We start from the raw sequence: 24,193 nt of genomic DNA on the forward strand, positions 1-24,193 counted from the left end.
TTGACTCCTTACACTAAGACATTTTTCAGAATAACAGGCTGCACCGCACTTTCACCCAAATACACCATGCCTTCCTGCACTGTGCAGGCCAGGTTCATGTTGCGCTGGGCAAGACCTGCCAGTGTTGCGCCGTCTTCAACGCTCAGTTGCAGCACCTGAACTTTGTCCAGTTTGTTCAACCAGTCCTGGTTTTGTCTCCACCACACTTCTGCTGAACGGGTGTAGCAGTAAATCACCACGCGGTCTGAACGGCCGCAGGCTTTGCGAATTCGGCTTTCGTCGGGTTGCCCCACATCGACCCACACCTTGATTTGCCCCGTGGGGTCGACTTCCCACACCGCAGCCTCTTCTTCAGCCGACAAACCTTTGCCGAATTGAACGTCTTGCCCGGCATGCATGGCAAAGGCCAGCAACCGAACCATCATGCGCTCTTCGGTTTCAGAAGGGTGCAAAGCTAGCGTAAGGGGGTATTGGGCAAAGTGGTTGCGGTCCAGATCGGACACATCCAGTTGAACTTTGTAGACAGTGGCTCGAAGGGCCATGGGGCGACTCGCGGTTTGAAACATTCAAACCGCGATTATCGCTGATTACTGCGTGATTAACGACCCATGCGGCGCAAGGCTGCTGTCGAGAAGTCGGCAGGTGAGTACTTCTTGCCAAACTCGGCAAACTTTTCTTCGTTGGTCAAACCACCCACCAGGTAACGGCGTGACTGCAAGTCGTAGATCACCTCGCCAGATGAAACAAACGCAGGTGCATGGTAAGCCTGGGTGCCAAACACTTCACGAACACGCCACAAGCTATTGCGACTGTCGTACTGGTCAGCATGCAATACGCCCCATGAATCTTCGTCAATGTAGAACACGCGCTTGGCATAAATATGACGTTTGCCGGGCTTCAGCGTGGCCTCCACCACCCAAACACGGTGCAACTCGTAGCGCACCATTTCAGGATTGATGTGGCTTTTCTGAATAATGCTGCTGTACTTCAAGGTTTGATCGGCCAACTTGTAGTTGTTGTAAGGCACGAACATCTCTTTTTTGCCCACCAACTTCCACTCATAGCGATCGGGCGAACCGTTGAAACCGTTCAGGTCGTCATTGGTACGCAGACCATCTGCACCAATACCTGGGGAATCGTAGGCCAGCTCTGGCGCACGAATAACGCGGCGCTGCCCGGGGTTGTACTGCCAGGCCAGGCGGGGTTCTTCAACCTGGTTGATCGGCTCGTGCACCAAGGCGACTTCACCGGCTGCATTGGCAGGCGCGGTGATCTGGTTCATGAAGTACAAAATGCGGTTTTCTTCAGGGTTGTCCATGAAGGAAGCCAGCGACACGGTTTCAATACGCTTGCCCACGGTGAATGAGCCATCGGTTTGAACCGGGAAGTCAGCGGAGTAGCGCGTAAACGAGCCGCCCAAATCACGGAAGTTGTGATTCCAGATCACTTCCACGCCGCTCTTGGGTAATGGAAACGGGATATTGGATTTTTTGATGCCCTGCACACCGTTGCCACCGTCCACCAACTTCACATTGGGTGCTTCGGCTTTGGCGTTGTCGTACACGGACTGGCGGTAACCTGCTGTGCGATGTGTTTTGTACACATTCATTTTGTAGGTGGGGTAACGCTTCATCATTTCCATTTGACCGGGCGTCAGGTTGGCCTTGTACTGGTCCATGTTGGCGGAACTAACAGTAAACAGTGGCTTTTCATCCGCAAACGGGTTGGTGTAGCCTTTTGCTGGATCAAATCCTGCTGGCGGCTTAACCAAGCCGCCGGTCCAATCAGGGATGGTGCCCGCGGCATTGCCCTTTTTCTCTGCGCCCACGGGCGTCAGGCTTTTGCCCAGTTCAGACAGGTCATTGGCCAGTGCTGCGCCACTCCCTAAAACAATTGCTGCGGCCAGCAACCCGTATTTCATCTTTTGCACTGCCATCTCATTGTCTCCTTGTGGATAGTTTTATCGATTGGTGTTTTGATCTTGCTCACACAGGGCGAACACCTCGCCACTGCGGTTGCTTTGTGTAAAAACGTTTGAATCGCAATATATGCCGACAGGCGCGAAATCTTTCATGGTCTCGCCCAAGGCATTGCCCTTTTCCACGTTCTGAATGGCTTCCTCAAACGTGGAATTGTGCAGCATGTGTCGATAGAGTAACAGTTGATCAGGATATGGGCCCCATGGCAACCACAAGAACCCGTTCTCGGCAGTTGCATTGGCGGGGCGGTCAGCGGGGTCAGAAATTACCACGGTGAAAAAACCCTGCTCATCCAGCGGCACTTGAAAGTCAGCGGCACAATCGGTGAAGCGTTGGGTTGCAAATTCATTGCCACACAGCGACCAGTAACGCAATTGCTCCTGGCCAAACTCAACGCCTGGCTGACCCCGGTAAGTAGGCGCCTTGGCGCGCACCATGGCAATATTGCCGTACTGCCGGGCAAACCCGGTGCTGGTGTAAGCATTGTGTACATTGCTTAAAAAGCCGCCCGAGCCGGAGTCGATTCGACCCCCCACCATGCTGGTGTCTTGCCCGGTTACATTGCCCAAAATTCGAAATGCCGTGTCGCCCAAACTAAAAAACTTCAAGGTGTTGGGCGGGTTGGTGGCCGTGGGGAAAGGCAGGGTCAGTTGATTGGGGTAGTCCAGCCCCAACAACAGTTCATTCAAACCCAAAGGTGGCGCCGTGCCGCCCAAATTGGGCATCAAAGGTTCTACACAATTTGGAAGGGTTCCCAATTCACGGCTGCCGTCGGCTGTTTCAAGTGTCAGGGTGGGCAGGCCCACACCTCCATCGAAAAATTCGCCTGTATTCGACACATACACCCGGTAAATGAACACGGCCAAGGCATTGGGAATATTCACAGGCCCCAGACCAATTTCACCCGTGTAAAAAGTGTTGGGCTTGCGGACTGTGCCCGGGTTTTGTGTGGGTGAAGCGCCATATTCCAGGTAAGCCGTGTAGCTGCCACCGGGCTTTGCGCCCTTGCGTGCAAAGGGGTTGCCCGCGCGACCCTTGTCATTCGGGGCCAGCTCAAAGTCGGCCACTGCATCGGTGGGGCGAAGCGCGGCATCGTAAGCGTTGTAGGAAAAATAGCGTGCGTCAGGGTAACGCCCATCAATTCTCAAACGGGTTTGCGGAGAAACAGGCGCTGCGGCCACCCAGTATTTCGCTTCGCTGTCGGGAAACGCGATATTGGCTTTGTCAGGGTCGCTGGCTGCGATCCAGCCACAGCCCAAGCCCAGCGGCGTTTCACTGCCCATGGCTTGCGCCAGCGATTCGCTGCTGAGCACATTGTTGCTGGCCGCAGGCGATGCCGAGGTGTTGGCTGAAGTGCCCAAGTCCTCTGACGAACACGCACCCAGCACAACCAGCGCAGTGCCAGCAATTGCAGTCGTGAATACTTGAGAAGGTTTCACGCATGTCTCCCGAATTTTTAGTTATAGTTCATTTAATCTATTTAGATTAATACCAAGGTATTAATCGAATCAAGTGGAAATTTACTCACAAAAACAATCACATGAATAAACCTGCCGACGCTCCACCTGTTATTGATACTCGCGAACAGCTGTTACGGATTGCGCTGATTGAATTTGCCCACCATGGCATTGAGGCGGTCACGCTTAGCCGAATTCGGCAGTTATCGGGCCAAAACAACCGCTCGGCGGTGCACTACCACTTCAAAACCAAAGAAAAACTGGTTGAGGAAGTGGTTGAGTTTGTGAATGCTCAGTTGGATGTGTACTGCAAACAGGCCCACGCAGAATTTGCGCTGGGCTTGCCCGAGCACCACGAATGGACCAAGTTGAGTGAATTGATTTTTGACCCGTTTCTGAAACTGTTTGCCAGCGGGCAAACCGGGGCTGTTTGCATTCAGTTTTTGTCGCGCCTTACCTGGCAAACCGGTGAACAGGGGCAACGTTTCCTGACCCGGTTTTTCAACCCGTATATGGCCGTGTACGCGCCCACCCTGCTGAACATGCTGCCGCAATACTCGGAAACCCAATTGCGATTCAAAATTCATCTGGCAGTGAATACAGCCATTCATGGCCTGGCCGACTTTTCAATGGTGATGCATGACGAAGCTTTGTTGCCCTTGGCCACACAGGCCGATGGTCCCAAAGAAATGCGTCGCTTGTTTCACGACTATGTCAGTGCCGGTCTTCGCGGAAACTTGAATTCATAACCGCGGGTTCTGACGCATGGCATGCAAACGTGCTTTGCCTTGCTTCAGAGATTCCGCGTTGTCGACTATCGGCTCCGGGTAAGCCACTGTGCCAAATTCCGGCAACCAACGTTTTACAAACTCACCCTTTGGGTCTTGCTCGGCCTGTTGTTTTAGGGGGTCGTACACCAGCATTTGAGAAAAATGACTGGTGCCCGAGGCAATGCGCACCTGCCCATAGTGAATGGCGGGCTCGAAATCCAGAAACTGCTGCGCCAAAAACAAGGCCACTGGCTGCCAGGGCAAACCCAACTGCACACAGGCAAACGACACCAGCGTGGCTCGCGCCCGCATGTTCAGCCAACCGGTTTGGTGTAAAAAGCGCTGGCAGGCATCCACATACGCAAAACCGGTATGCCCCTGCCGCCAAGCATTTAAATAGTCATGGTTAATTTCCGCAGGTTCATTGCTGTAAAAGGCATCGGTTTCCAAACCCGTGTGGTTCTCGAACTGCTGCAAGTAACCCTGCCGCCAAATCAGCCTGTCCACATAAAACCGGGCGGCGTCTTCCACTTTTGAAGTCAGCGCCGCATCGCCCTGCCCGTGCACGGTGTTCACCAGCGCATTGAGTTTTTGCAGCACCTCGCGGTCGCTGACCACGCCGTACGCCAAATAAGGCGACAGGCGCGAGCAACCATTCCACGCTTTCAAGGGGCTTGAAATTGAGAAGGGATAACTTTTCAGTTTTGCCGGGGTGAAAAATTGTGCCGCCACAGCCCGGGCCTGCACGCGGCCACCTTTCATGCGCAAGGGTTTGTCCTCGCCTGCTGCGTGCGGTACGGTGGCTCGGTTCAATTCAACAGGGGGTTGGGGTGCGAAAAATACTTTCAAATTTCGCCCAGCTGGGTTCTTGATTTCTTCTTGCGCAGCACGGTCCAGGTAGGTTTGAAAATTCACTTTTTCAGCGAACGGATTGGCCATGAAGGTGGCGCGCTGCACATTGTTCTGTGGCAACTCAGTGAACACAACGCCCACGCTTTTGCACCAAGCAACCACGGCTTTGTCGCGCTGATATTGTGCAAGCTGGGTGGTTTCCTGGTGGGCCCACAGGTGGGTGAATTTGAATTGCGCATGCAGTGCGGCCAACACGTCAACCGCTTCGCCCAGTTCCTCGTGCAGGTAACCACCCACATCGCTGAGCTGTTGCTGCAAATCATCCAGGCATTCATGCACAAACAACTGGTGCTGGCGTGCCGTGTGCGCATCTGCAATTTGGCTGGGTTCGTGAATGTACAGGGGCAGCACCAGGCCATGGTGTTTGGCGTTGCGCATGGCCTCGAACAGCGGCAGGTGGTCGCTTAAACGCAAATCCCGTTTGAACCACAACACCTGCATGCCACTTCCTTGAACAACTTTAAAGGGGTTGTAACACCCCGGCGGCCAACAGCGCCAACACCACAATACCCAGCACCACACGGTACACCACGAACAAGCCGTAGCCACGCGTGCTGACAATTTTCAGAAACCACACAATAACCGCGTAGCCCACAAAAAAGGCAATGAAGGTTGCCAGCGCCGTGTTCGCGGGGCTGACAGGCCCGGCCACGCCCCAGCTTTTGTACAGCTGGTAAAAGCCCGAGGCAAACACCGCAGGCACAGCCAGCAAAAATGAATAGCGGGCAGCAGCTTCGCGGGTGTAGCCCATCAGCAAACCAGCGGTAATGGTGCCGCCTGAACGGCTTACACCGGGGATCAGCGCCAAGGCCTGAGCAAAACCAAACACAATGCCGTCGCGCCAGGTCATCTCGCGCAACTCGGTTTGGCGTTTGCCCACCTTGTCGGCCCAACCCAGAATAAGACCAAACACAATCAGCATGATGGCGGTGAGGTACAGGTTGCGCAGGTAGGTTTCAATCATGTCTTGAAACAACAAGCCCAAGCCTGCAATGGGCAAGGTGCCTACAATGACCAGCCAGCCCAGGCGTGCATCTGGATTAAATGGCGTGTTTCGCTTGAACGACGCACACCACGCCATGAATATTCGGGCAATGTCGTGGCGGAAATACACCAGCACGGCGAGTTCAGTGCCCAGCTGGGTAATGGCCGTGAAGGCCGCACCGGGGTCCAGGCCTGAGGGCAACATGGGGCCAATAATTCGCAAGTGCGCGCTGGATGAAATAGGCAGAAACTCGGTGAGACCTTGAATAAGACCCAAAATAACGGCCTCAAGCCAACCCACACCGTTGCCGGCAACAAACATGGTGAATTCCCGGTAAATAGATCAATAAAGGCCGTTTTCAAGCCAAATTCAATGCGAACTATAGCAAGCCTGAATGGGGGAAAACATTTTTCTGAAGGGGAAAGAGGCCTGATATTTAACAAATGATCACAAGCCCTTGCCCACATAATGAAGAAAATCAAATAGAAAGGCTTGGGAATGGACAATCGGAAAATTTTTGTGACGCAGCCTGCGCTGCCGCCGCTTGCGGAGTTCATTCCCTATCTGGAACAGATTTGGGACAGCAAAACACTGACCAACAACGGGCCTTACCACCAGCAACTTGAAAAAGCGCTGTGCGAGCACTTGGGCGTTCCGTTCATTTCCCTGTTTTGCAACGGCACTATTGCCCTGATGACCGCGCTCAAAGCGCTTCGTATTCAAGGCGAAGTGATCACCACGCCCTATTCCTTCGTGTGCACCAGCCATTCCCTGTTGTGGAACGATTTGCAACCCGTGTTTGTGGATGTGGACCCAGTCACCCTGAACCTGGACCCCCGCCGCATTGAAGAAGCCATTACCCCGCAAACCAGCGCGATATTGCCAGTGCACTGCTACGGCTTGCCTGCCAACACCGGTGAAATTCAGCGCATTGCCGATGTGTACGGCCTGAAAGTAATTTACGACGCCGCCCACGCCTTTGGTGTGAAACAAAACGGCGAGAGTATTTTGAATGCGGGTGATTTGTCTGTGCTTAGCCTGCATGCCACCAAAGTGTTCAACACCTTTGAAGGCGGCGCAATTATTTGCAAAGACGCCAAAACCAAACAGCGCATTGATTACCTGAAGAACTTCGGCTTCGCCGATGAAGTCACCGTGATGGCCCCCGGCATCAACGGCAAAATGAGCGAACTGAATGCCGCCATGGGCATGCTTCAACTGAAGTATGTAGACCAGGCCATTGAAAAACGCCACCGTATACAGGCCTTGTACCGCGAGTTGTTGGCCAATGTGCCCGGCATTGAGCACATGGCCGTGCCTGAAAACGTGGAATGGAATGGCGCGTACTTTCCTGTTTTCGTGAATGCCCATTACCCGATTTCGCGCGACGCACTGTACGCCCGTTTGCAAGAACACGGCGTGAATGGCCGCCGCTACTTTTTCCCGTTAATTAGCAGCATGCCCATGTACCGTGGCCTGCCTTCGGCTGCGAAACGCAATTTACCCAACGCCCACAAAGCGGCGGAACAGGTGCTGTGCCTGCCCATTTACCCCGACCTGGCTTTGGAAGATGTGGCACGAATTTGCGTGATTATCGACGAGGCCAGCCGTGGCTAAGGTGCTGTTGGTTGACACCAACTTCTCATCCGGCCCCATTTTGAATTACCTTCGCAATGCCGGGCACACGGTTCTATTTGCGGGCGGCAAGCCCAGCGACTTTTTGGCCAAAGCCACGCCGGGCTATCAGCAACTGGATTATTCCGACCCCGCTGCACTGGCTGACCTGTGCACCCGGTTGGGCATTGAGTATTTGGTGCCAGGCTGCAACGACCGCTCGTACTACTCGTGTGCCGAAGTATCGGAGGCTTTGCACTTTCCCGGCATTGATCGACTGGAGGCTACGGAGACCATCAACCACAAACAGAAATTTCGCAGCTATGCGCAACGCGAAGGTTTGTCGGTGCCGCGTGTATTCAGCAATGAAGAAACACCGTCATGCGCCGTGATCGTGAAACCAGTAGACGCCTACAGTGGCCGCGGCATTGCCGTGGTGCAAGCAGGCGAAACCACGCAGTTGCACACTGCGATTGCCACCGCCAAAGCCGAATCAAAAAGCGGTGATTGTTTGGTGGAAGAATACGTGGACGGCCAGCTTTACAGCCATTCAGCATTTGTGGCGAATGGCCGCGTGGTGCAAGATTTTGTGGTGATTGAACATGGCTCAGCCAACCGGTTTGTGGTCGACACCAGCCACATGGCCATTGATTTTCCTGCTGAAGTGCACACCCGCGTTCGCCGGGAAATTGAGCACCTGGCCCAAAGCCTGCGCCTGTGTGATGGCCTGGTGCACACCCAGTTTTTGCTCAAGGGCGACAAATTCTGGCTGGTTGAAATTACCCGCCGATGCCCCGGCGACTTGTACAGCCAGCTGATTGAACTTTCAAGCGGCTTTCCCTATGTGGCCAGTTATGCCAAAGGTTTTTTGGGTCAACGTACAGCACCCGGCGCATTGAAACAGAATTTTATTTTGCGCCATACACTGACCTTGCCACACGAAGGTTTGCTGCAACACCTGCACTTTAAACACCCGGTGCACATGGAGCGCTGGGTGCCCATTGCCGCCACTGGAGACTTCATTGCGCCCAGCCCGGTGGGCCGCATGGCTTTGCTGTTTGCACGCTGCGCCAATGCCAGCGAACTTCAAACACTGGCAAGCCTTGCCACACAGCGCAAGCTTTACACCTTCAATGGTTAAAGCTGCATGCAAAGGAGATTGAACATGAACAAACCCATCAAAGTGGCCATGATTGGCGGTGGCGTTAATTCAGCCGTGGGTCGCGTGCATGAAATTGCCATGAAAATGGACAATGAATTTGAACTGGTGGCGGGCTGCTTCAGCCGCAACCCGGAATTCAATGCCGAGTCGGGTCGCCAATACAATGTGCCTGCACACAAGCTTTACCCCAGTGCAGAGGCACTGATTGACGCCGTGGCCGCCGAAGTGGATGCCGTGGTCATAGCCACACCGATCAAGTCGCATGCGCAATACATTCATTTGGCACTTGACCACAATCTGCGCGTTATTTCCGACAAACCGTTACTGGCCAATGTGCAGGAATGCAAAGAACTGCTGACCCGCGTGAAACCCGACAACACGCAGGTGTTTTCAATATTCAATTACACCGGCTACCCGGCTGTGCGCGAGATGAAACGCCGCGTGGAAAGTGGCGGGATTGGCCATGTGTTCAAAGTCATGGTGGAAATGCCGCAAGATTCGTACATGCGACTGACCAATCAAAACAAAACCCACGCCATTCAGGCCTGGCGGCTTGAAGACGGTGACATCAGCTGCGTGTCGCTTGACCTGTTCGTGCACCTGCACAGCCTGGTGAACTTTGTGTGCGGCAACACGCCGCTTGCCGTGAACGCCTGGCAGCGTGCCATTACCAATGTGGCCCCTGGCTTGATTGATGAAGTAGATGCCGTAATCAGCTACAGCAACAACCTGATGGTGAATGCCTGGTATGGCAAAGCCGTGCTGGGTTACCGCAATGGTTTGCGCATTCGCATATTTGGCAGCAAAGGCAGTTTGCAATGGCACCAGGAACAACCCGAATTGATTGAAGCCGCCGACGAGGCGGGCAACCGCATGCTGCTGGATCGAATATCCACGGGTAGCGATGTCACTGCACAGCCCCGTTACAACCGTTTCAAGGCAGGTCACCCCTCTGGTTTCATTGAAGCCTTTGCGAACTACTATGCCGACATTGCGCAGGCCATGCGCGATGAAAAACTGAATGCCTACACACTGTCCACGGGTGTCGCAGCCGAAGGATTGGCCTTGAGCCAAGCCATTGCGCAAGCGTCTGTTACCGGGCGCACCATTGAACTTTAAGATCGGGAAAGCTTAAACCATGACCACATCCAGTCTGGAAGAACAACTGAAACCACTGTTTGATGACATTGATGCCAAACTGCAAGCCATTGAAAGCGGTGTGTACCTGCAGCGGCAAGATGCTGAAAAAACAATCAATCAACTGGCCGTGTTGGTGAACGAATGCCAAAACAAACCCTACGCCAGTTTGATGCAACTGAATATTCAGGGCACTACAGAATTGTGTACCCGCTTTGCCGCGCTGTATGTGAACGTGTTGACTGACCTGAAACACACCCTGAGCCTGAACAGTGTGCTGGTGCTGACCAAACAAAAACGATTCATGAGTTATGTATTTGAGGTGTCTGGCTACGGCGGCAACAGGGCCACCCTGCACATGCTATTGCAAAAAGCACGCGATAAAAAAACCAAAAACTTAAGCGACAACACTGCCATGGTTCGTGCTGTGTTGCTGGCTGGTGTGGGTGACCTGGAGCCGGGTGACCTGGTTGAATTGACACTGGAAACTTCCGAAACAGCCGCTTTGCTGGCCATTGGCCTGTTGCTGGATCGTTTGCCGTTGACACTGACGGGCGACGCTGGCCGCACCTTCCTGCTTGAGGAATACAACCCTTACAATTCACTTCGCCCACTTGATCAATACCGCGCATTGATTTCCAACATCTGGATGCTGTGCAGCTACGGCACATCACCACGCAAACACGACATCAAAAAGCACTTGAACAACTGGTTCAAACGTGTGCACAAAGCCAAAGGCATTCAAGCCAAACCCGTTGGCAGCGTGCGGCATGCGGGCAACATCGACAACAAGCCAGTGATGGCTGTAATTGCAGAAACATTCAAATCAGTACACGCCATGTACCGCTGGTATGCGCCCATGATCAAGCGCCTGAAACGCGATTACTACATGGTCATGGTGTCGATGAAAGCCGATGTCGATGAACAATCCATTGGGCTGTTTGATGAATTCATTGAAGTGCCGGAAGAAGAAATGAACCTTCAGCCCGTACTGAACCAGTGCACGCCCGACATTGCCTGGTTCATGAGCGTGGGCATGCGCTCGTGGGGAATTTCATTGGCCAACTTGCGCTGGGCACCCCTGCAAGCCATGAGCTTTGGCCACCCGGCCAGCAGTTTCAGCACTGAAATGGACATGGCTTTTGTCACCAGCCGTGTGTTTGGCGGCCAAGGCGTTGTGAATGAAAACATGCTGATTCTGGAAAGCGAAATAGGCAATGTGGCTGAGGCTCACAAAGACTTGAAGCTGCCCCCACCTGCCGTGTTGAGCGACGATGTTGTGTCAATTGCAGTGCCTTGCAATGTCATGAAAATCAACTTGGGATTTATTACCGCGTTGAAAGAAATTGAACGCTTGTCAGCCCGGCCCGTGCGCTTCACTTTCTTCCCCAATGAGTATGGCGTGGGGCACCTGTCCACAGAACGCCGTTTGCAGAAATATTTTCCCACCGCCGTGGTGGCACGCCGCACAGGCTATGAAGCGTATTTGAACATGCTGAACCAAAACCACCTGGCGCTAAGCCCGTTCCCGTTTGGCAACGCAACAAGCACCATTGATTGCATGGTGTTGGGTATGCCCGTTGTCAGCCTGATCGGCGCCGAGCCACATTCACGCAGCGACTACGATATTTTGGCCTCACTTGGCTTGGCCGAATACTGCGTGGCCGACTCGGTAGAAAACTACGTCAACGGCGTGGTGCGCTACATCAATGAACCGGGCTTGCTGGAGGAGTTGCGAGCCATGGTGGCGTCCAAGAAATTCATGGACTTGCACCAGCAAAACGAGAATGAGTTTTCCGATGAAATGTGCAAGGCATTGAACTGGGCGTATGCGAACCAAGAAGAAGTGCGCGGGCCAAGGGGCTTGATGATTGAGGCGCTGGGCCGCTGGAAAAACGATTAAGGTCGACGTGGAATTTCCACTGAAAACAAGCCCCCTGGCTGCACCACCGTGGCAGGCCAGTTTGCAGCCTGTTGAACTGGCACCACGCCGTGTTCAACGATCCATTGCACCGCGCGAATAACGCCTGCGTGGGTAAGCCACAACTCATCGCTTCTCATATCCCGCAAAGCCTGCCCCACCCGCTGCAACACCGTTTGCGTGCTTTCAACGCCACCAAAACAGTGGTGATCAAAATCAGCCAGCCATGCATCGAATGCGGCTTGCGGTATTGAATTCCAGGCTTGCATTTCCCAGCAACCGAAGTTCATTTCATTCAGGCGGGAGTCTACTGTGGCGGCAGGAAAATCGGGCCGCAACACCGCCAAATGATTTGCAAGTTGCTGCACACGCGTTAAACCGGAAACACGCAGCACCAAACCCTGCGGCAATTGTTCAGCGGCCAACTTGGCAGCCAAAAGGCTTGCAGCATTGTCGGCGGGCACATCGCTTGCGCCATAGCAAATGCCCGAAGGCAGCAACACCGGCGCATGGCGAATCAGCCAAAGCTTCATCAGGCGTGTGCCAATGGCAGGGCCACAACCAAGCCGAAATAAAACGCCACTTCACACAGTTGCTGTGTAGCACCCAGGCCGTCGCCAGTAAAACCTGCCAGCCTGCGTTTGAGCAAACGCAACATATAACCCAGTGCCACCATTGCACCCAATACACCTGCCCACCACGGCATGCCCGGTACAAGCGCATACAGCAGGGCCAATGCCAACCCAGCCCACACCGCGGCGGCCAACAGGCTGTTGTTGCCAATTTGATTGGCCAAGGGTTTGGATTTCGATTGCTGCGTGTCGCCCACATGCGGCAAGCTGCGAATAATGAATAGCGGCAAAAAGCGGGAAACCACATGCGCCCCAAACCCGGCCGCCGCGGCTGCGGGCAAGGGGACCAGTTGCAACAACATGGCCAGCAAACCGACTTTAAGCAACACGATCAGCACCAGCGCCAATGCGCCGTAGGTGCCCACACGAGAATCTTTCATGATGTCGAGTGCACGTTCGCGATCCAGGCTGCCGCCCAGCCCATCGGCTGTGTCGGCCAAACCATCTTCATGAAACGCGCCGGTCAACATCACGCCAAACACCGTGCACAACACAGCAGCCACCCAGCTTGAAGCAGATACTTCCGGCAAAGCCCACACCAAACCCCACAACACCACGGCGCTGCTTGCGCCAACCAGCCAACCCACACCGGGAAAGTGTGCCGCACTGGCACGCAACATGGCGGGCGAGAAACCCACCCATTCAGCCAGCTTGCCAGTAACAGGTATGCGTGTAAAAAACTGCACGGCCAGCAGGTAGTGGCGGATGAATTGCATGAATATCTGGATCATTCCAATGACGCTTTTGCTGATGTTGTAGAAGTGGACAGGTCCGCACGCGACACGCTGGCAGAATCAAAACTGGCCATGTCGCGCAGCAAGGCACAGGCCGACACCAGCAGTGGCCAGGCCAGGGCCGCGCCAGAGCCTTCGCCCAAGCGCATCCCGAGATCAAGCAAAGGCTGCGCGTTCAAGTATTTCAGCATGTTGCGGTGGCCCTGCTCGCCCGATTGATGCGCAAAAATACAATGCGCCAACACATTGGGGCACATTGCGTGGGCAACCAGCACTGCTGCCGTGGCAATAAAACCATCGACCACCACCACGCGGCGCTCACTGGCCGCTTGTAACACCGCCCCCACCATGGTGGCAATTTCGAACCCGCCCATGGCGGCAAGAATCTCCATGGGTGATTCAGTATTCTTATGGCGATGCAGCACTTCCCGCAATGTGCTTGCCTTGCGCTGAACGGCTTCAGCATTCAAACCAGTGCCTGCGCCCGTGCATTCAGCAATGTCGTGCCCGGTGAAACGGGCCATGAGCAGTGAAGCCGCCGATGTGTTGCCAATGCCCATTTCCCCCAACAGCAGCACATTGCCGGGCAGGCTGCGAAGCAATTCCATTCCATTGTTCATGGCTTGTCCGCATTGGGGAATGGACATGGCTGGCCCTTCAAAACTGTTGCCCGTGCCATATCCAATTTTGCGGATGTAAAGGCCATTGCGTGCGGTGAAGTCGTGCTGAACACCGCAATCCACCACACTCAAACTCAAACCATGTTGACGCGCCAGCACGCTGACTGCTGCACCACCCGCCAGAAAATTTTCCACCATTTGCCAGGTGACATCGCTGGGGTACGCGGACACGCCCTGCCGGGTCAAACCATGGTCGCCGGCAAACACGATCAGTTGCGGTTCTTCAAGCACAGGGCTTTCAGTGCCCAAGGCCACGCCAATTTGAACAGCCAACGCTTCGAGCTTACCCAATGAAGCCAGCGGTTTGGTTTTGTTGTCGATCAGGGTTTGAAGCCGTGCTTGCAAAACAGTATTGCTGGGGTTGTGAACAACAGGCAAATCAAATGACATGTGTGGGATACCTGAAAATTAGGGTTCGATAAGTGCTTTCAACACGCCTGGCTCTACATGCCGTTCCAGAAAATCGGCCAAGCCATTGAACACGCTTTCCAGCGTGGGGGTTTGTGCGCCAAACAATGCGGTCAATACTGCGGGGTCTTCAAACAGGCCATGCACATACACACCCAATACGTTGCCAGCGGTATTTTGCCAGCCCAAGCCGGGCAACACCTCGTGGGCCAGTTGCCCAGCCTCGGCCAGCGCGGTGTGTTGCACTGTGCGGCCATGGTGAATTTCATAACCGTTCACCGGCTGTTGCGCCAACGCAGCCCAAGGCCCTTGCACGGCAGCAAAACGCAGGTGGGCGCGGCGCACTGTTTTGTCGGGCTCAAAACAGGTGACCAATGGCAAAAGCCCCAGCCCCGGCGCGTTTCCATCAATACCGTGCGAATCCACCAGGGCTTCGCCCAGCATTTGCAGGCCGCCACAAATACCCAGAACTGGCTTGCCTTGATCTGCGTGGCTTGCCACGGTTTGATCCAGCCCCTGTTCACGCAGCCATGCCAAATCGGCTGTTGTGTGTTTGGAACCGGGCAAGATAATCCAGTCTGCACCTGCGCAATCGGCCGGGGTGCGGGCCCACACCAAACGCACGCCGGGCATGTTTTTCAAGGGCTGGAATTCATCCAGATTGCTGATGCGGGGAAACGCCACCACTGCAATCGTGGTGTGCACCGCGCCCGTGGCCTTGCTTCGGTCATCGAACACGCCGTCTTCTTCGGGCAAACCATGCTGAAACCACATGGGCAAAGTGGCCACCGTGGGCACGCCGGTCAACTGTTGTAACTGTTCAGGCGCGGGGGCCAACAAAGCGGCATCACCCCGAAATTTATTCAACACAAACCCACGGATCAATGCACGTTCATCAGCGGGCAACAAAGCCCAGGTGCCGTACAGGTGCGCAAAGGCACCGCCACGATCAATGTCGGTAACCAGCAGGCAACGTGCCTGTGCATACACCGCCACGCGCATGTTCACAATGTCGCTGGCATGCAGGTTGATTTCAGCAGGCGAGCCTGCGCCCTCGATAACCACCACATCGTTTTCAGCGCGCAAGGTGTCGAGCGCGGCCGCAATGTGTGGCCACACCTGTGCGCTGCGTTCACGCCACGGGGTTTTGCCCAGTACCGGGTCTACTTTTCCCAGCACCACCACCTGGCTTTTGGTGTCGGCTTCGGGTTTCAACAACACCGGGTTCATGTTCACACTGGGTTCGCAACAGGCGGCCAGCGCCTGAAAATACTGGGCCGAACCAATCTCACCTTCCCGTCCGTTCAGGCCAGCCACCACACGGGCATTGTTGCTCATGTTTTGTGCCTTGAATGGGGCCACTTTCAAACCCATGCGTGCGTAATGGCGGCACAGTGCGGTGGTCACCCAGCTTTTTCCGGCACCACTGCTGGTACCCAACACCATGACACACACTGCTTTCATACCTGCAAAGCCTTTGAAAGTGCGGCCATGGCTTGCGGCTTTTGTGCGCACAAGCGCCACCACCCCGGCAAGCCGAAGGAAGTGGCATCACGCAACTTGATGCCGTACGCGCGCAGGTGCACTTCATCAATTTCACGGGGTGCCTTGGCACACACAAATGAAGCAATGCTGGGCATGGTTTCCCAACCCTGCTGGTGAAGGCAATCGAGCAAATCCGTTTTCCATTGCGCCAACACGCCGCGGCTTTCGGCCAGCCAACTTTGTGTTTCTGGCAGGGTCCAGGCCTGCAACATGGCCTGACCGTGCGCACCGATCAGCCAGGAAGGAGCAAGGCCGTTCAAGGCGCGCACCGCACGGCTTTCGCCCAAGGGTGCGATCGCGTAGGCGCCGCGAATACCCGTCATGCCCAATGCCTTGTTGGGTGACCACAATTGCCACAAGTGGTCTCGCTGTTGCAGGCTTGCGCGTGCCTGTTCATCAAGGCACAGAGGTTCATAGGCGCAATCCAGCACAGCAAAAACGTCGGGATGATCCTCGACAAGCTTCAATATCCCGGTCGATTCAGCTTGCCCCAAAGGGCTGGACGGGTTGCACAACCACACCAGCCCTGCCCGGCTTGCATCATCAACCTGTTCCATGTCCCACACCTGCGCGGCGTGCGCATAATCGCCGTAGGCATGTTGCGGCACCCAATATGAACTGCAGCCTTTGCGCCACTGGCAGGTGGTCAGGCGTTGAATGAATTCGCTGGCACTGCCCGCCACCACAATTCTGGATTCTTCCACTTGGTGAAAGTGGGCCAGCGCAGCGCGCAAAGCCGTGTAATTTGGGTCGGGGTAGCGCAGTGCGTCGGCCTGTTGAACCGCATTCAACACCGCAGGGCAAGGCCCCACCGCATTGGCATTGCTGGAAAAATCGAAGGGCACAGGCCCGTGCTCATCGGTACCGCCATGTATGCGTGTGTTCATACCACCCTCCACAAAACAGCTGCCATGCAAAAAACTGCAATGAATACCACCACTTGTGCACAGGCATGCAAGGCGGATTCGATGTGGCCACTGCGTGGAACATCACCTTGCACATTCAAACAATACACCCCTTTTTTTTCGAGACAAATATTCATCCCCAAAGCCAATGCCCCCATGGGCCAACCACCATTTGGCGACGGTGTTTGTTGCGCAACACCGGGCAACCTGGTCAGGCCACGGCCTTTGAACAACAGGCAAATGAGAAAGGCGGTGATGCGGGCGGGCACCCAGGAAAGCACATCGTCTGCGCGCGCGGCCCACTTGCCGGCCCAGGTCCAGTCGCGCCCGGCGCGTTCACCCCGGTAGCCCCACATGGCATCGGCGGTGTTGGCAAAACGATAAACCGCAGCACCTGGCAAACCCAAAAGCACAAACCAGAACAGCGGGGCCACCACCGAATCATTCAAATTTTCTGCAAGCGTGGAAATGGCCGCTTGCCGAACCTGCGCCTCATTCAGGGTATTCACATCGCGGCTCACCAAACGCGCCACCTGTTGCTGGCCTTCGGGCAGCGAGCGTTGCAGGGCGTGTTCAACATCGCGCACTTCGTCGCGCAACACCCGCCAGGCCAGCATGGGTTTGAGCAGCAAGCCCACAAGCACAACCTGAACCACCCAGTGCACTGTTGCCGCCCCCATTGAAACCACTGCAGCCAGAATGGATACGCCCGCAACTCCCACCCACCAGGCCAGCGCACCGGCAGTCAATTGCGACAGCACACTGCGGGCTGGTTTGCCAATTTCAGGTGCAAACAAGCGCCCAACCCAGGCCAGGTAGTTGCCCATCCACACCACTGGGTGCCAGCGTGCGGGTGGTTCGCCAAAGCAATAATCCACCAGCAAGGCGACCAGCATGGCAGCGGCCAGAATGTTGATTGGGGTGCAAGCAAACCACATGGCTAGTGGTCCTCGTTAACAGGTGGCGAACCGGGTTGGTTCGCAAATACAGCACTGGCTTTGCCCCATGCGTCGTCAAACACCAAACCCGACAAGGCCTCGCATTGGGCCCATTGCTGTTGCGCCAGCATGGGTTCTGCGTAATAGCCCTCGACCGGCCCCAGGCACAGCACGGCAATCGGGCTGGCTCCTTCTGGCAGGCCCAGCAATGTGGCCAGTTCAGCAGGTTCAAACAGCGACACCCAACCCATGCCCAGTCCTTCAACCCGTGCGGCCAGCCACAGGTTTTGGATCGCACATGCGGCCGACGCCAAATCCATTTCAGGCATGGTGCGCCTGCCAAAAACATGGCGCTCACGGCCATCGGCCAGCGCAACCACCAACACCTCGGCTGCATCCAGAATGCCCTGCACTTTCAGCTGCATGAATTCGCTTTCGCGTTGCCCAAGGGCACGTGCAGTTTGAATGCGTTCGGCCTCGACCAAGGCGTGCAGGCGCACACGGGTGTCGTGGTTCTGAATGCGCATGAAACGCCAAGGCTGCATGTAACCCACGCTGGGTGCATGGTGTGCCGCAGACAGCAAACGTTGCAACACATCGGTAGGCACCTGCCCGCCACAAAAGTGGCGCATGTCGCGCCGCTCGCGAATGGCGCGGTACACTGCCGCCGATTCACTTGGTGAAAAAGGCGTGGCTGCAACCAAGGCGGGTTTAATCTTCAATGCCGCGTTGAGCAGGAATCCCTGCCTTGAATGCATGTTTGATCATGGTCATTTCGGTCACCGTGTCGGCCAGGTCGATCACCTCTTGCGGGCAGCGCCGCCCGGTGATCACCACATGCACATCCTTTGGCCTGTTGCGCAAAGTTTGCAGCACATCGTCCAAGGGTATCCAGCCGTAAATCAAACCATAGGTCAATTCATCCAGCACCACCATGAAATGTTCGCCGCCCAGAATGGTGTCGCGGGCTTTTGCCCAGCCATCCAGGGCCAATTGCGCAGAATGTTCAATGTCTTTGCTTTTCCAGCTAAAGCCATCGCCCAGCCCTTCAATGGACAAGCCCAGTTGCTCAAGCGATCTGTGCTCACCAAAACGCGCACTGGGCACCTTCATGAACTGGTAAATTTTTACCAGCTTGCCGTGCACATGGGTGCGGCCAAAAGCACGCATGGCCAAACCAAATGCGGCGGTACTTTTGCCTTTGCCATCGCCGGTGTTCACGATGATCAAACCACGCCGTTCGCCTTCGGGGCGGTCGTAGCGTTTTTCAGTGGGGGGCGTTTCAATTTGCATGGGTTTTCTCTCGCGGTCAGGTTGGCAACACAAGCCAACGGTTGTTCACCTGGTGAATGGAAAGTCGATGGTCGAATACGGTTTGCAAGGCGTGGTGAGCGGCCGCATCGTGGCTGGGGCCTGCGTATTGCAGCTGGCCTGCTTGCATCACCAGCAGGTCGTCGGCCAGCAAAGCCAGGGAAATTTCATGCAACACAGTGACTACGGTGCGGCCCTCTGCCACCAGGCCACGCACCAGCGCAATCCAGTCGGCCTGGTGCGGCGGGTCCAGGTTGGCCAAGGGTTCGTCCATCAACACCATGTCGGCTTGAACAGCCAGTAGCCGGGCCAGCAATACACGCTGGCGTTCACCACCGGAAAGGCTGCCCAGCAGGCGGTTTCGCCATTCCCACACGCGGGTTTGTTCCATGGCCTGCTGCACGGCAGCGTGGTCGGCCGGGCCGGGCGGGCTTAACCAGGGCAAGTGGGGAAAGCGGCCCAGCATCACAATGTCGTAAGTGCTTAAATCATCGGCAGCCTGATCGGCCCCGCCTTGCGCAAGCCATGCCACTGTTTTGGCGCGTTCGCGGTGCGCGTATTCGTGCAGGGCTTTTCCATTCACCTTGACGTCGCCGCGCTGCACGGGCACAAGCCCGGCCAGTGCCCGCAAAAAAGTTGATTTGCCCGCACCATTGGGCCCCACAACGCAGGTCCATCGACCCGCTTCAATGCGTGCATTCAGTTGCTGCAAAACAGGGCGCGCATGGCGGGCTGCCCCCAGCGACACACACAAATCATTCACTTCAAATGCAACAGGTTTGTTCATGTTCCCGTCACCCCGCCCTTCTGTGCATCAGCCACAGCAAATAGCCACCACCCAGTGTGGCGGTCAGTACGCCCACAGGAATTTCCTGGGGCGCAATCAAGCCACGGGCCAGAATATCGGCGGCCAGCAGCAGCACACCACCCATCAGGCTGGCCAACACCACCAACTGCGCATAAGTTGTTCGCACGGCAGCGCGCACCAAGTGCGGTGCCGCCAAACCCACAAACGCAATCAGGCCGGTGTGGGCCACTGCTGTGCCAGTGGCCAAAGCCACCACGGCAATCAGCGCCATGCGTGCCGGGCGCAGCGGCATGCCCAGGCTTTGGGCCGTGTGCTCGCCCAGCGTGAGCGCATCAAGCGTTCGGGAAAACGCCCAGGCCACACCCAGACACAACACGCCGACAAGCAGCATGATGCCCAGCGACTGCCAACCCACAAAACCGGTAGAACCGAGAATGAATGCTTGCATGGCCTGCAAGGTTTGCGGAACCGCAATGGTGATCAGCGATGTCAGCGCACCCAACACCATGCCCACCACCACACCGGCCAACAGCAAACGCAATGTGTGCTGCACGCCTTTGGCCAGGGTAAGTGTTAGCAGCACCGCACCCACCGCGCCCAGAAACGCAGCACCGGTCAAGCCCAGCCGCACCACCCAGGCCTCGGCAAAGGGCGACACACCCAGTGCGGCCAGCGACACCGCCACCGCCAGGGAAGCACCGGAGGCACTGCCCAACAAAAACGGATCGGCCAAGGGGTTGCGAAACAAGCCCTGCGCCACGGCACCGGCCAGCCCAAGCAGCGCACCCGCAGCCCAGGCACCCAGTGTGCGGGGGGCACGAATGTCCAGCACAATTTGACTGGCCACGGGGTCGGCCCACATGTGCCACACCGATTCAAGGCCCGTGCTGCCCACACCCAAACCAAGGGCACACAACAACAGGCTTAAGGCCAGCAACAAAACACCCCACCACAGGCTTGCACGTGTATTCATGGTGCACCTGCGCTGTGTTTCAGAATGCACTGCGCCAGCAGACGGGCACCTTCGGCCATGCGGGGGCCAGGGCGCACAATGGCGTCTTCGTCGTCGCTGTTGAAAATGCAAATGCGTTGTTCGCGCACAGCCCGCAGGCGCTGCCAACCGGGGCGTTCGGTCATGCCTTGCACATTGCGTTGCCCCACCATGATCAGGTCGGGGTTGGCACGCACCACAAATTCAGGATTCAGTTTTGGAAACGGCCCCAGTTCAGCGGGCACCACATTGCCCACACCCAGGCGCTTAAGCGTTTGGCCGATAAAAGAAGATTCACCGGCAGCATAGGGTGCACGGTTCACTTCAAAGTACACACGAATGCCGCGCGCATGTTGCGGCAAGGAACTGGCAGCTGCTGACACACCCGCGTCCACGTTGCGCCACACCTGCTCGGCTTTTGTCGGCGCAAGGCCCAAGGCCTGAGCAACCTTTGCAATGACCACCTGCACCTGTTCGTGGGTTTTGGGTTCAAGCATCAGTACTTTCAGGCCCAGTGCCTGCAAACGTTCCGCCGCACGTGACGATTCGGCCATCAACACCAGGTCTGGTTTCAAGGCCACAATGGCTTCAATATTGGGATCAATGCCACCGCCCACGCGTGGCAGCTGTTGCACAGAAGCAGGCCAGTTGGAATAGCGGTCCACACCCACCAAACGGCTGCACTCGCCAAGCGCGCACACACTTTCAGTGAGCGAGGGCAACAGGCTGACGATGCGTTGTGGGGCAGCATGCGCAGCCCATGTACAACACGCCAACAACATGGCCAACACATTGCGCAGGCAAAGAAGCTTCATTGTGAAGTTCCTTTGACAGGCACTGCCTGCCCGGCCACCATCAAAGTGACCCGTTCGCAGGCGTCGGCCATGGCCTGGTTCAAGCGCCCCAGTTCGTCAACATAGTGGCGCACTTCTTTGCCCATGGGCACAACACCCAAACCAATTTCATTGCTAACCAGCACCACAGGCCCAGGCAGGCTGTGCAGCGTGTGAACCAGTTGCTCCACCGTGTGCTGAAAACCTTGTGCTGGTGCGGGCACACCGGGTGGTGGCATGAGCCAATTCACCAGCCACAGGGTCAGGCAATCCACGACCAAAAGCGTATTGCTGGTGCTGTGCAATTTCAAGGCGGCAGGCAGGTACAGGCTTTCTTCAACCGCAACCAGTCGGGGCACACGCTGCGCCCGGTCTAGCTGATGCTGCACAATGCGTTGCTGCATTTCATCGTCGCCAACATGGGCCGTGGCCACCAGCACAGCGTGCCGCTGCGGGCTGGCTGCAAGCCATTGAATGGCCAGGTCTTCAGCGCGGCGCGATTTGCCACTGCGCTGACCACCCAGTATCAACTCAGAACGAGCAAGCATGTGCATCAATCAGGTTTTACCCCTTAAAAAGACCAGTTGGCCGACACAAACAGGTTTCTGCCCGGTGTGGTAAAGCCATTGGCCAGTGAATAGGTTTTGTCGGTGATGTTATTCAAGCGGGCCGACACGGACAATTCCTGATTCACCTTGCGGCTTGCCCCGGCGTTCAGCAAACCATAACCGCCCAGTTCAATATTGGGGTCGCTGAAAGGAATCGCCCTGTCTTCACGGTCGCTGGCCAGTTTCAACTCACCATAGTACTGCCAGGGGCCAGTTTCACGACTCAAGTTTAAATTGAATACATGGCGGGCAATGCGCACAATGCGTTTGTTGTCGGGTTCGGTTTTGGGGTCGGTGTAATCGTAGGAAGCTTTCACCAATATTGTTTCAAACTGGCGATCTACTGCGAAGGTGGCACCACGCAAGGTTGCGCGCGCTGACTGCACATTCGTCGAGGGGGTAATGAAACCCTGCACCCTGTTTTCGTACACCACCGCACTGGCAGCAATTGCCGAGGCTGCATACTTCACACCCAGTTCTTTGGAACGGCTGCGTTGGGGTTGCAATTCAGGGTTGCCAAAACCTGGAAAGTACAACTGGTTAAACGTGGGGGCCTGAAAACTGCTGCCCGCACTGCCCACCAAACGCCATTGCGAATTCAGTTTGTAACCCGCAGAAAGCGCATAGTTGTTGAAACGCCCGAACTGGGAATTGTCGTCGCTTCGCAGCACGCCCAGCGCGTCCCACTGCGCGCGATTCAATGCATACGCGGCCATGAAACCATCGATGGTGCGTGCCTTTACGTCGTAGTCGGTGGTGCTGTCCACCTCCTCGGTGCGCTGCTCGGCCAGCAAGGTCAGCACATCGCTACCCAATGAAATATCGTTTTGCCAGCTGTATTGGTCGCGCTTGGTATTGAACCGGGCACGGCCCGCATCTGCGCCATCGGACAAACGGCGGTATTCACTCACCGATTTGTCATCGGACTGCGCCAGCAATACGGTCGACTTCCAGCGCGGCGTGAATTTGGCAACCCATTGCAAGCTGGACTGGTTCAGTTCCGGTTTTGCAATCGCTTCGCTGGTTTGTGAATTCAGAGCCAGCGGGTTGGGAAACGGGTTGCCGTCGAAACCGTACTCGCCTTCGCTGTACAAGGTTTGAAATTTTAGTTGGTGATTGGTGTGCACATCGGCCACCAAACTGAAATTCAGGCTGCTAGTTTCAAACGCGTCTTCATCTGGATTCAACCCCGATGCAGCGGGTGTTTTGGCATCAATGCCAGTGCCCCGTTCATGGGAAAAACCAAGGCTGTAGCCAAACATGCCGGTTTTGCCACTGAAGTGCGCCGCACCCAACCGTTGACCATCGGTGCCCACACCCACACTAACCGACCGCCGTGGTGTGCCCGCTTGCCGCGTGATGATTTGAATGACCCCGCCCACCGCATCGGGGCCATACAACGCCGAGGCCGCACCGCGCAAAATCTCGATGCGCTCAATCGATTCAAGCGGAATGGTTTCCAGTGAAAAACCGCCGCTGGTTGCAGACCCCACCCGCACACCATCCACCAGCAAAATGGTTTGAGTGGCCGACGCACCGCGCAAAAACACATTGGTGTTGGAACGGTAACTGCCGTTGGCCGACATTTGCACGCCGGGCTGTTGGGCCAGCACTTCGCGCAGCGAGGTTTGCCCGGCACGATCAAGTGTTTCCCGGTCAATGACCGTGACATCGGCCAACACCTCGGTGATGGGCTGTTCGGTGCGGGTGGCGGTGACCACCACGGAATCAAAAGTTGGTTTTTTTTGTGCGAATACAGGACCGGCTGCAGCAATGGCCACCGGCATGGCAAGCCAAAGCTTGCCCAAGCGAATTGAGTTCATGGTTAAATGGATTGACGAGTACCCTCACCGCCTTCCCCGA

General features: G+C 55.9%; 23 protein-coding genes. 5 read left to right on the forward strand and 18 right to left on the reverse strand.

Going from position 1 to position 24,193, the window contains the following annotated elements; all coding sequences use genetic code 11:
* Positions 1 to 8: 8 nt before the first annotated feature.
* From ACVL1J_RS01795 to ACVL1J_RS01805, 3 genes are read right to left on the reverse strand one after another with little or no spacing between them, the layout of a single operon-like run.
* Positions 9 to 566: a YaeQ family protein gene (locus ACVL1J_RS01795; protein ID WP_341236946.1), complete on the reverse strand. Its 558-nt coding sequence runs from the start codon at positions 564 to 566 to the stop codon at positions 9 to 11.
* Between the two features lie 32 nt (positions 567 to 598).
* Positions 599 to 1,936 carry a DUF1329 domain-containing protein gene (locus tag ACVL1J_RS01800; protein WP_159567925.1) on the reverse strand — a complete coding sequence of 446 codons (1,338 nt, stop codon included), beginning with the start codon at positions 1,934 to 1,936 and terminating at the stop codon, positions 599 to 601.
* Positions 1,937 to 1,960: 24 nt separating this feature from the next.
* On the reverse strand, positions 1,961 to 3,418 hold the full coding sequence (locus ACVL1J_RS01805; RefSeq protein ID WP_341236945.1) for a hypothetical protein: 1,458 nt from the start codon (positions 3,416 to 3,418) through the stop codon (positions 1,961 to 1,963).
* A 101-nt stretch (positions 3,419 to 3,519) separates the two neighbouring features.
* On the opposite strand from ACVL1J_RS01805, the gene ACVL1J_RS01810 reads away from it, so the two are divergent.
* Positions 3,520 to 4,185 carry a TetR/AcrR family transcriptional regulator gene (locus ACVL1J_RS01810; RefSeq protein WP_341236944.1) on the forward strand — a complete coding sequence of 222 codons (666 nt, stop codon included), beginning with the start codon at positions 3,520 to 3,522 and terminating at the stop codon, positions 4,183 to 4,185.
* Here ACVL1J_RS01810 and ACVL1J_RS01815 read toward each other — a convergent pair.
* Entirely contained in the window at positions 4,180 to 5,559 is a 1,380-nt protein-coding gene (locus ACVL1J_RS01815; protein WP_341236943.1) for an FAD-binding domain-containing protein, read from the reverse strand. The genes ACVL1J_RS01810 and ACVL1J_RS01815 overlap by 6 nt on opposite strands.
* Positions 5,560 to 5,578: 19 nt before the next feature.
* Positions 5,579 to 6,424 (reverse strand): undecaprenyl-diphosphate phosphatase, encoded by an 846-nt coding sequence (locus ACVL1J_RS01820; protein WP_159567921.1) that lies wholly within the window; start codon positions 6,422 to 6,424, stop codon positions 5,579 to 5,581.
* 177 nt (positions 6,425 to 6,601) lie between these two features.
* Between ACVL1J_RS01820 and ACVL1J_RS01825 the strand changes: the two genes are divergently transcribed.
* The 4 genes from ACVL1J_RS01825 to ACVL1J_RS01840 are packed head-to-tail and all read left to right on the forward strand — an operon-like array spanning position 6,602 to position 11,919.
* A complete protein-coding gene (locus ACVL1J_RS01825; RefSeq protein WP_341236942.1) occupies positions 6,602 to 7,720 on the forward strand; it encodes a DegT/DnrJ/EryC1/StrS family aminotransferase in 1,119 nt (372 codons plus the stop codon).
* Positions 7,713 to 8,858 (forward strand): ATP-grasp domain-containing protein, encoded by a 1,146-nt coding sequence (locus ACVL1J_RS01830; RefSeq protein ID WP_341236941.1) that lies wholly within the window; start codon positions 7,713 to 7,715, stop codon positions 8,856 to 8,858. The genes ACVL1J_RS01825 and ACVL1J_RS01830 overlap by 8 nt, the downstream gene beginning before the upstream one ends.
* A gap of 24 nt (positions 8,859 to 8,882) precedes the next feature.
* The gene (locus tag ACVL1J_RS01835) at positions 8,883 to 9,998 is read left to right on the forward strand and encodes a Gfo/Idh/MocA family protein (protein WP_341236940.1); all 1,116 of its coding nucleotides are present in this window, start codon (positions 8,883 to 8,885) and stop codon (positions 9,996 to 9,998) included.
* Between the two features lie 19 nt (positions 9,999 to 10,017).
* Entirely contained in the window at positions 10,018 to 11,919 is a 1,902-nt protein-coding gene (locus ACVL1J_RS01840) for a tetratricopeptide repeat protein (protein WP_341236939.1), read from the forward strand.
* Here the strand turns inward: ACVL1J_RS01840 and ACVL1J_RS01845 are convergent.
* From ACVL1J_RS01845 to ACVL1J_RS01905, 13 genes are read right to left on the reverse strand one after another with little or no spacing between them, the layout of a single operon-like run.
* Positions 11,916 to 12,470 carry a histidine phosphatase family protein gene (locus ACVL1J_RS01845; protein ID WP_341236938.1) on the reverse strand — a complete coding sequence of 185 codons (555 nt, stop codon included), beginning with the start codon at positions 12,468 to 12,470 and terminating at the stop codon, positions 11,916 to 11,918. The genes ACVL1J_RS01840 and ACVL1J_RS01845 overlap by 4 nt on opposite strands.
* On the reverse strand, positions 12,470 to 13,285 hold the full coding sequence (locus tag ACVL1J_RS01850; protein ID WP_341236980.1) for an adenosylcobinamide-GDP ribazoletransferase: 816 nt from the start codon (positions 13,283 to 13,285) through the stop codon (positions 12,470 to 12,472). The genes ACVL1J_RS01845 and ACVL1J_RS01850 overlap by 1 nt, the downstream gene beginning before the upstream one ends.
* An 11-nt stretch (positions 13,286 to 13,296) precedes the next feature.
* Complete coding sequence (gene cobT / locus ACVL1J_RS01855; RefSeq protein ID WP_341236937.1) at positions 13,297 to 14,373, reverse strand: nicotinate-nucleotide--dimethylbenzimidazole phosphoribosyltransferase; 1,077 nt, start codon at positions 14,371 to 14,373, stop codon at positions 13,297 to 13,299.
* Between the two features lie 18 nt (positions 14,374 to 14,391).
* Complete coding sequence (locus tag ACVL1J_RS01860; RefSeq protein WP_341236979.1) at positions 14,392 to 15,855, reverse strand: cobyric acid synthase; 1,464 nt, start codon at positions 15,853 to 15,855, stop codon at positions 14,392 to 14,394.
* A complete protein-coding gene (locus ACVL1J_RS01865) occupies positions 15,852 to 16,823 on the reverse strand; it encodes an aminotransferase class I/II-fold pyridoxal phosphate-dependent enzyme (RefSeq protein ID WP_341236936.1) in 972 nt (323 codons plus the stop codon). The genes ACVL1J_RS01860 and ACVL1J_RS01865 overlap by 4 nt, the downstream gene beginning before the upstream one ends.
* On the reverse strand, positions 16,820 to 17,779 hold the full coding sequence (cbiB, locus tag ACVL1J_RS01870) for an adenosylcobinamide-phosphate synthase CbiB (RefSeq protein WP_341236935.1): 960 nt from the start codon (positions 17,777 to 17,779) through the stop codon (positions 16,820 to 16,822). The genes ACVL1J_RS01865 and cbiB overlap by 4 nt, the downstream gene beginning before the upstream one ends.
* Positions 17,780 to 17,781: 2 nt before the next feature.
* On the reverse strand, positions 17,782 to 18,537 hold the full coding sequence (bluB, locus tag ACVL1J_RS01875; RefSeq protein ID WP_341236934.1) for a 5,6-dimethylbenzimidazole synthase: 756 nt from the start codon (positions 18,535 to 18,537) through the stop codon (positions 17,782 to 17,784).
* Positions 18,491 to 19,072, reverse strand: coding sequence for a cob(I)yrinic acid a,c-diamide adenosyltransferase (gene cobO / locus ACVL1J_RS01880; RefSeq protein WP_159567908.1), 582 nt, complete (start codon positions 19,070 to 19,072; stop codon positions 18,491 to 18,493). The genes bluB and cobO overlap by 47 nt, the downstream gene beginning before the upstream one ends.
* Before the next feature lie 16 nt (positions 19,073 to 19,088).
* Entirely contained in the window at positions 19,089 to 19,877 is a 789-nt protein-coding gene (locus ACVL1J_RS01885; RefSeq protein ID WP_341236933.1) for an ABC transporter ATP-binding protein, read from the reverse strand.
* A gap of 7 nt (positions 19,878 to 19,884) precedes the next feature.
* A complete protein-coding gene (locus ACVL1J_RS01890; protein WP_341236932.1) occupies positions 19,885 to 20,871 on the reverse strand; it encodes a FecCD family ABC transporter permease in 987 nt (328 codons plus the stop codon).
* Positions 20,868 to 21,671: an ABC transporter substrate-binding protein gene (locus tag ACVL1J_RS01895; RefSeq protein WP_341236978.1), complete on the reverse strand. Its 804-nt coding sequence runs from the start codon at positions 21,669 to 21,671 to the stop codon at positions 20,868 to 20,870. The genes ACVL1J_RS01890 and ACVL1J_RS01895 overlap by 4 nt, the downstream gene beginning before the upstream one ends.
* 29 nt (positions 21,672 to 21,700) lie before the next feature.
* Positions 21,701 to 22,276, reverse strand: a complete 576-nt coding sequence (locus ACVL1J_RS01900; RefSeq protein ID WP_341236977.1) for a bifunctional adenosylcobinamide kinase/adenosylcobinamide-phosphate guanylyltransferase — start codon at positions 22,274 to 22,276, stop codon at positions 21,701 to 21,703.
* A gap of 17 nt (positions 22,277 to 22,293) precedes the next feature.
* Entirely contained in the window at positions 22,294 to 24,153 is a 1,860-nt protein-coding gene (locus tag ACVL1J_RS01905; protein WP_341236931.1) for a TonB-dependent receptor domain-containing protein, read from the reverse strand.
* Positions 24,154 to 24,193 lie beyond the last annotated feature (40 nt).

The sequence above is a fragment of the Limnobacter sp. G6BE5S genome, assembly GCF_058448965.1.

What these genes read in the sequence shown, in the direction of transcription:
- ACVL1J_RS01825 (WP_341236942.1), top strand. Translation starts at nt 6,602, where the DNA reads ATGGACAATCGGAAAATTTTTGTGACGCAGCCTGCGCTGCCGCCGCTT.
- ACVL1J_RS01810 (WP_341236944.1), top strand. Translation starts at nt 3,520, where the DNA reads ATGAATAAACCTGCCGACGCTCCACCTGTTATTGATACTCGCGAACAG.
- ACVL1J_RS01820 (WP_159567921.1), bottom strand. Translation starts at nt 6,424, where the DNA reads ATGTTTGTTGCCGGCAACGGTGTGGGTTGGCTTGAGGCCGTTATTTTG.
- ACVL1J_RS01845 (WP_341236938.1), bottom strand. Translation starts at nt 12,470, where the DNA reads ATGAAGCTTTGGCTGATTCGCCATGCGCCGGTGTTGCTGCCTTCGGGC.
- cobO (WP_159567908.1), bottom strand. Translation starts at nt 19,072, where the DNA reads ATGCAAATTGAAACGCCCCCCACTGAAAAACGCTACGACCGCCCCGAA.
- ACVL1J_RS01895 (WP_341236978.1), bottom strand. Translation starts at nt 21,671, where the DNA reads ATGTTGTTGGCGTGTTGTACATGGGCTGCGCATGCTGCCCCACAACGC.
- bluB (WP_341236934.1), bottom strand. Translation starts at nt 18,537, where the DNA reads ATGCATTCAAGGCAGGGATTCCTGCTCAACGCGGCATTGAAGATTAAA.
- ACVL1J_RS01890 (WP_341236932.1), bottom strand. Translation starts at nt 20,871, where the DNA reads ATGAATACACGTGCAAGCCTGTGGTGGGGTGTTTTGTTGCTGGCCTTA.
- ACVL1J_RS01800 (WP_159567925.1), bottom strand. Translation starts at nt 1,936, where the DNA reads ATGGCAGTGCAAAAGATGAAATACGGGTTGCTGGCCGCAGCAATTGTT.
- ACVL1J_RS01795 (WP_341236946.1), bottom strand. Translation starts at nt 566, where the DNA reads ATGTTTCAAACCGCGAGTCGCCCCATGGCCCTTCGAGCCACTGTCTAC.
- ACVL1J_RS01900 (WP_341236977.1), bottom strand. Translation starts at nt 22,276, where the DNA reads ATGCACATGCTTGCTCGTTCTGAGTTGATACTGGGTGGTCAGCGCAGT.
- ACVL1J_RS01860 (WP_341236979.1), bottom strand. Translation starts at nt 15,855, where the DNA reads ATGAAAGCAGTGTGTGTCATGGTGTTGGGTACCAGCAGTGGTGCCGGA.
- cobT (WP_341236937.1), bottom strand. Translation starts at nt 14,373, where the DNA reads ATGTCATTTGATTTGCCTGTTGTTCACAACCCCAGCAATACTGTTTTG.
- ACVL1J_RS01905 (WP_341236931.1), bottom strand. Translation starts at nt 24,153, where the DNA reads ATGAACTCAATTCGCTTGGGCAAGCTTTGGCTTGCCATGCCGGTGGCC.
- ACVL1J_RS01850 (WP_341236980.1), bottom strand. Translation starts at nt 13,285, where the DNA reads ATGCAATTCATCCGCCACTACCTGCTGGCCGTGCAGTTTTTTACACGC.
- ACVL1J_RS01840 (WP_341236939.1), top strand. Translation starts at nt 10,018, where the DNA reads ATGACCACATCCAGTCTGGAAGAACAACTGAAACCACTGTTTGATGAC.
- ACVL1J_RS01885 (WP_341236933.1), bottom strand. Translation starts at nt 19,877, where the DNA reads ATGAACAAACCTGTTGCATTTGAAGTGAATGATTTGTGTGTGTCGCTG.
- cbiB (WP_341236935.1), bottom strand. Translation starts at nt 17,779, where the DNA reads ATGTGGTTTGCTTGCACCCCAATCAACATTCTGGCCGCTGCCATGCTG.
- ACVL1J_RS01815 (WP_341236943.1), bottom strand. Translation starts at nt 5,559, where the DNA reads ATGCAGGTGTTGTGGTTCAAACGGGATTTGCGTTTAAGCGACCACCTG.
- ACVL1J_RS01835 (WP_341236940.1), top strand. Translation starts at nt 8,883, where the DNA reads ATGAACAAACCCATCAAAGTGGCCATGATTGGCGGTGGCGTTAATTCA.
- ACVL1J_RS01865 (WP_341236936.1), bottom strand. Translation starts at nt 16,823, where the DNA reads ATGAACACACGCATACATGGCGGTACCGATGAGCACGGGCCTGTGCCC.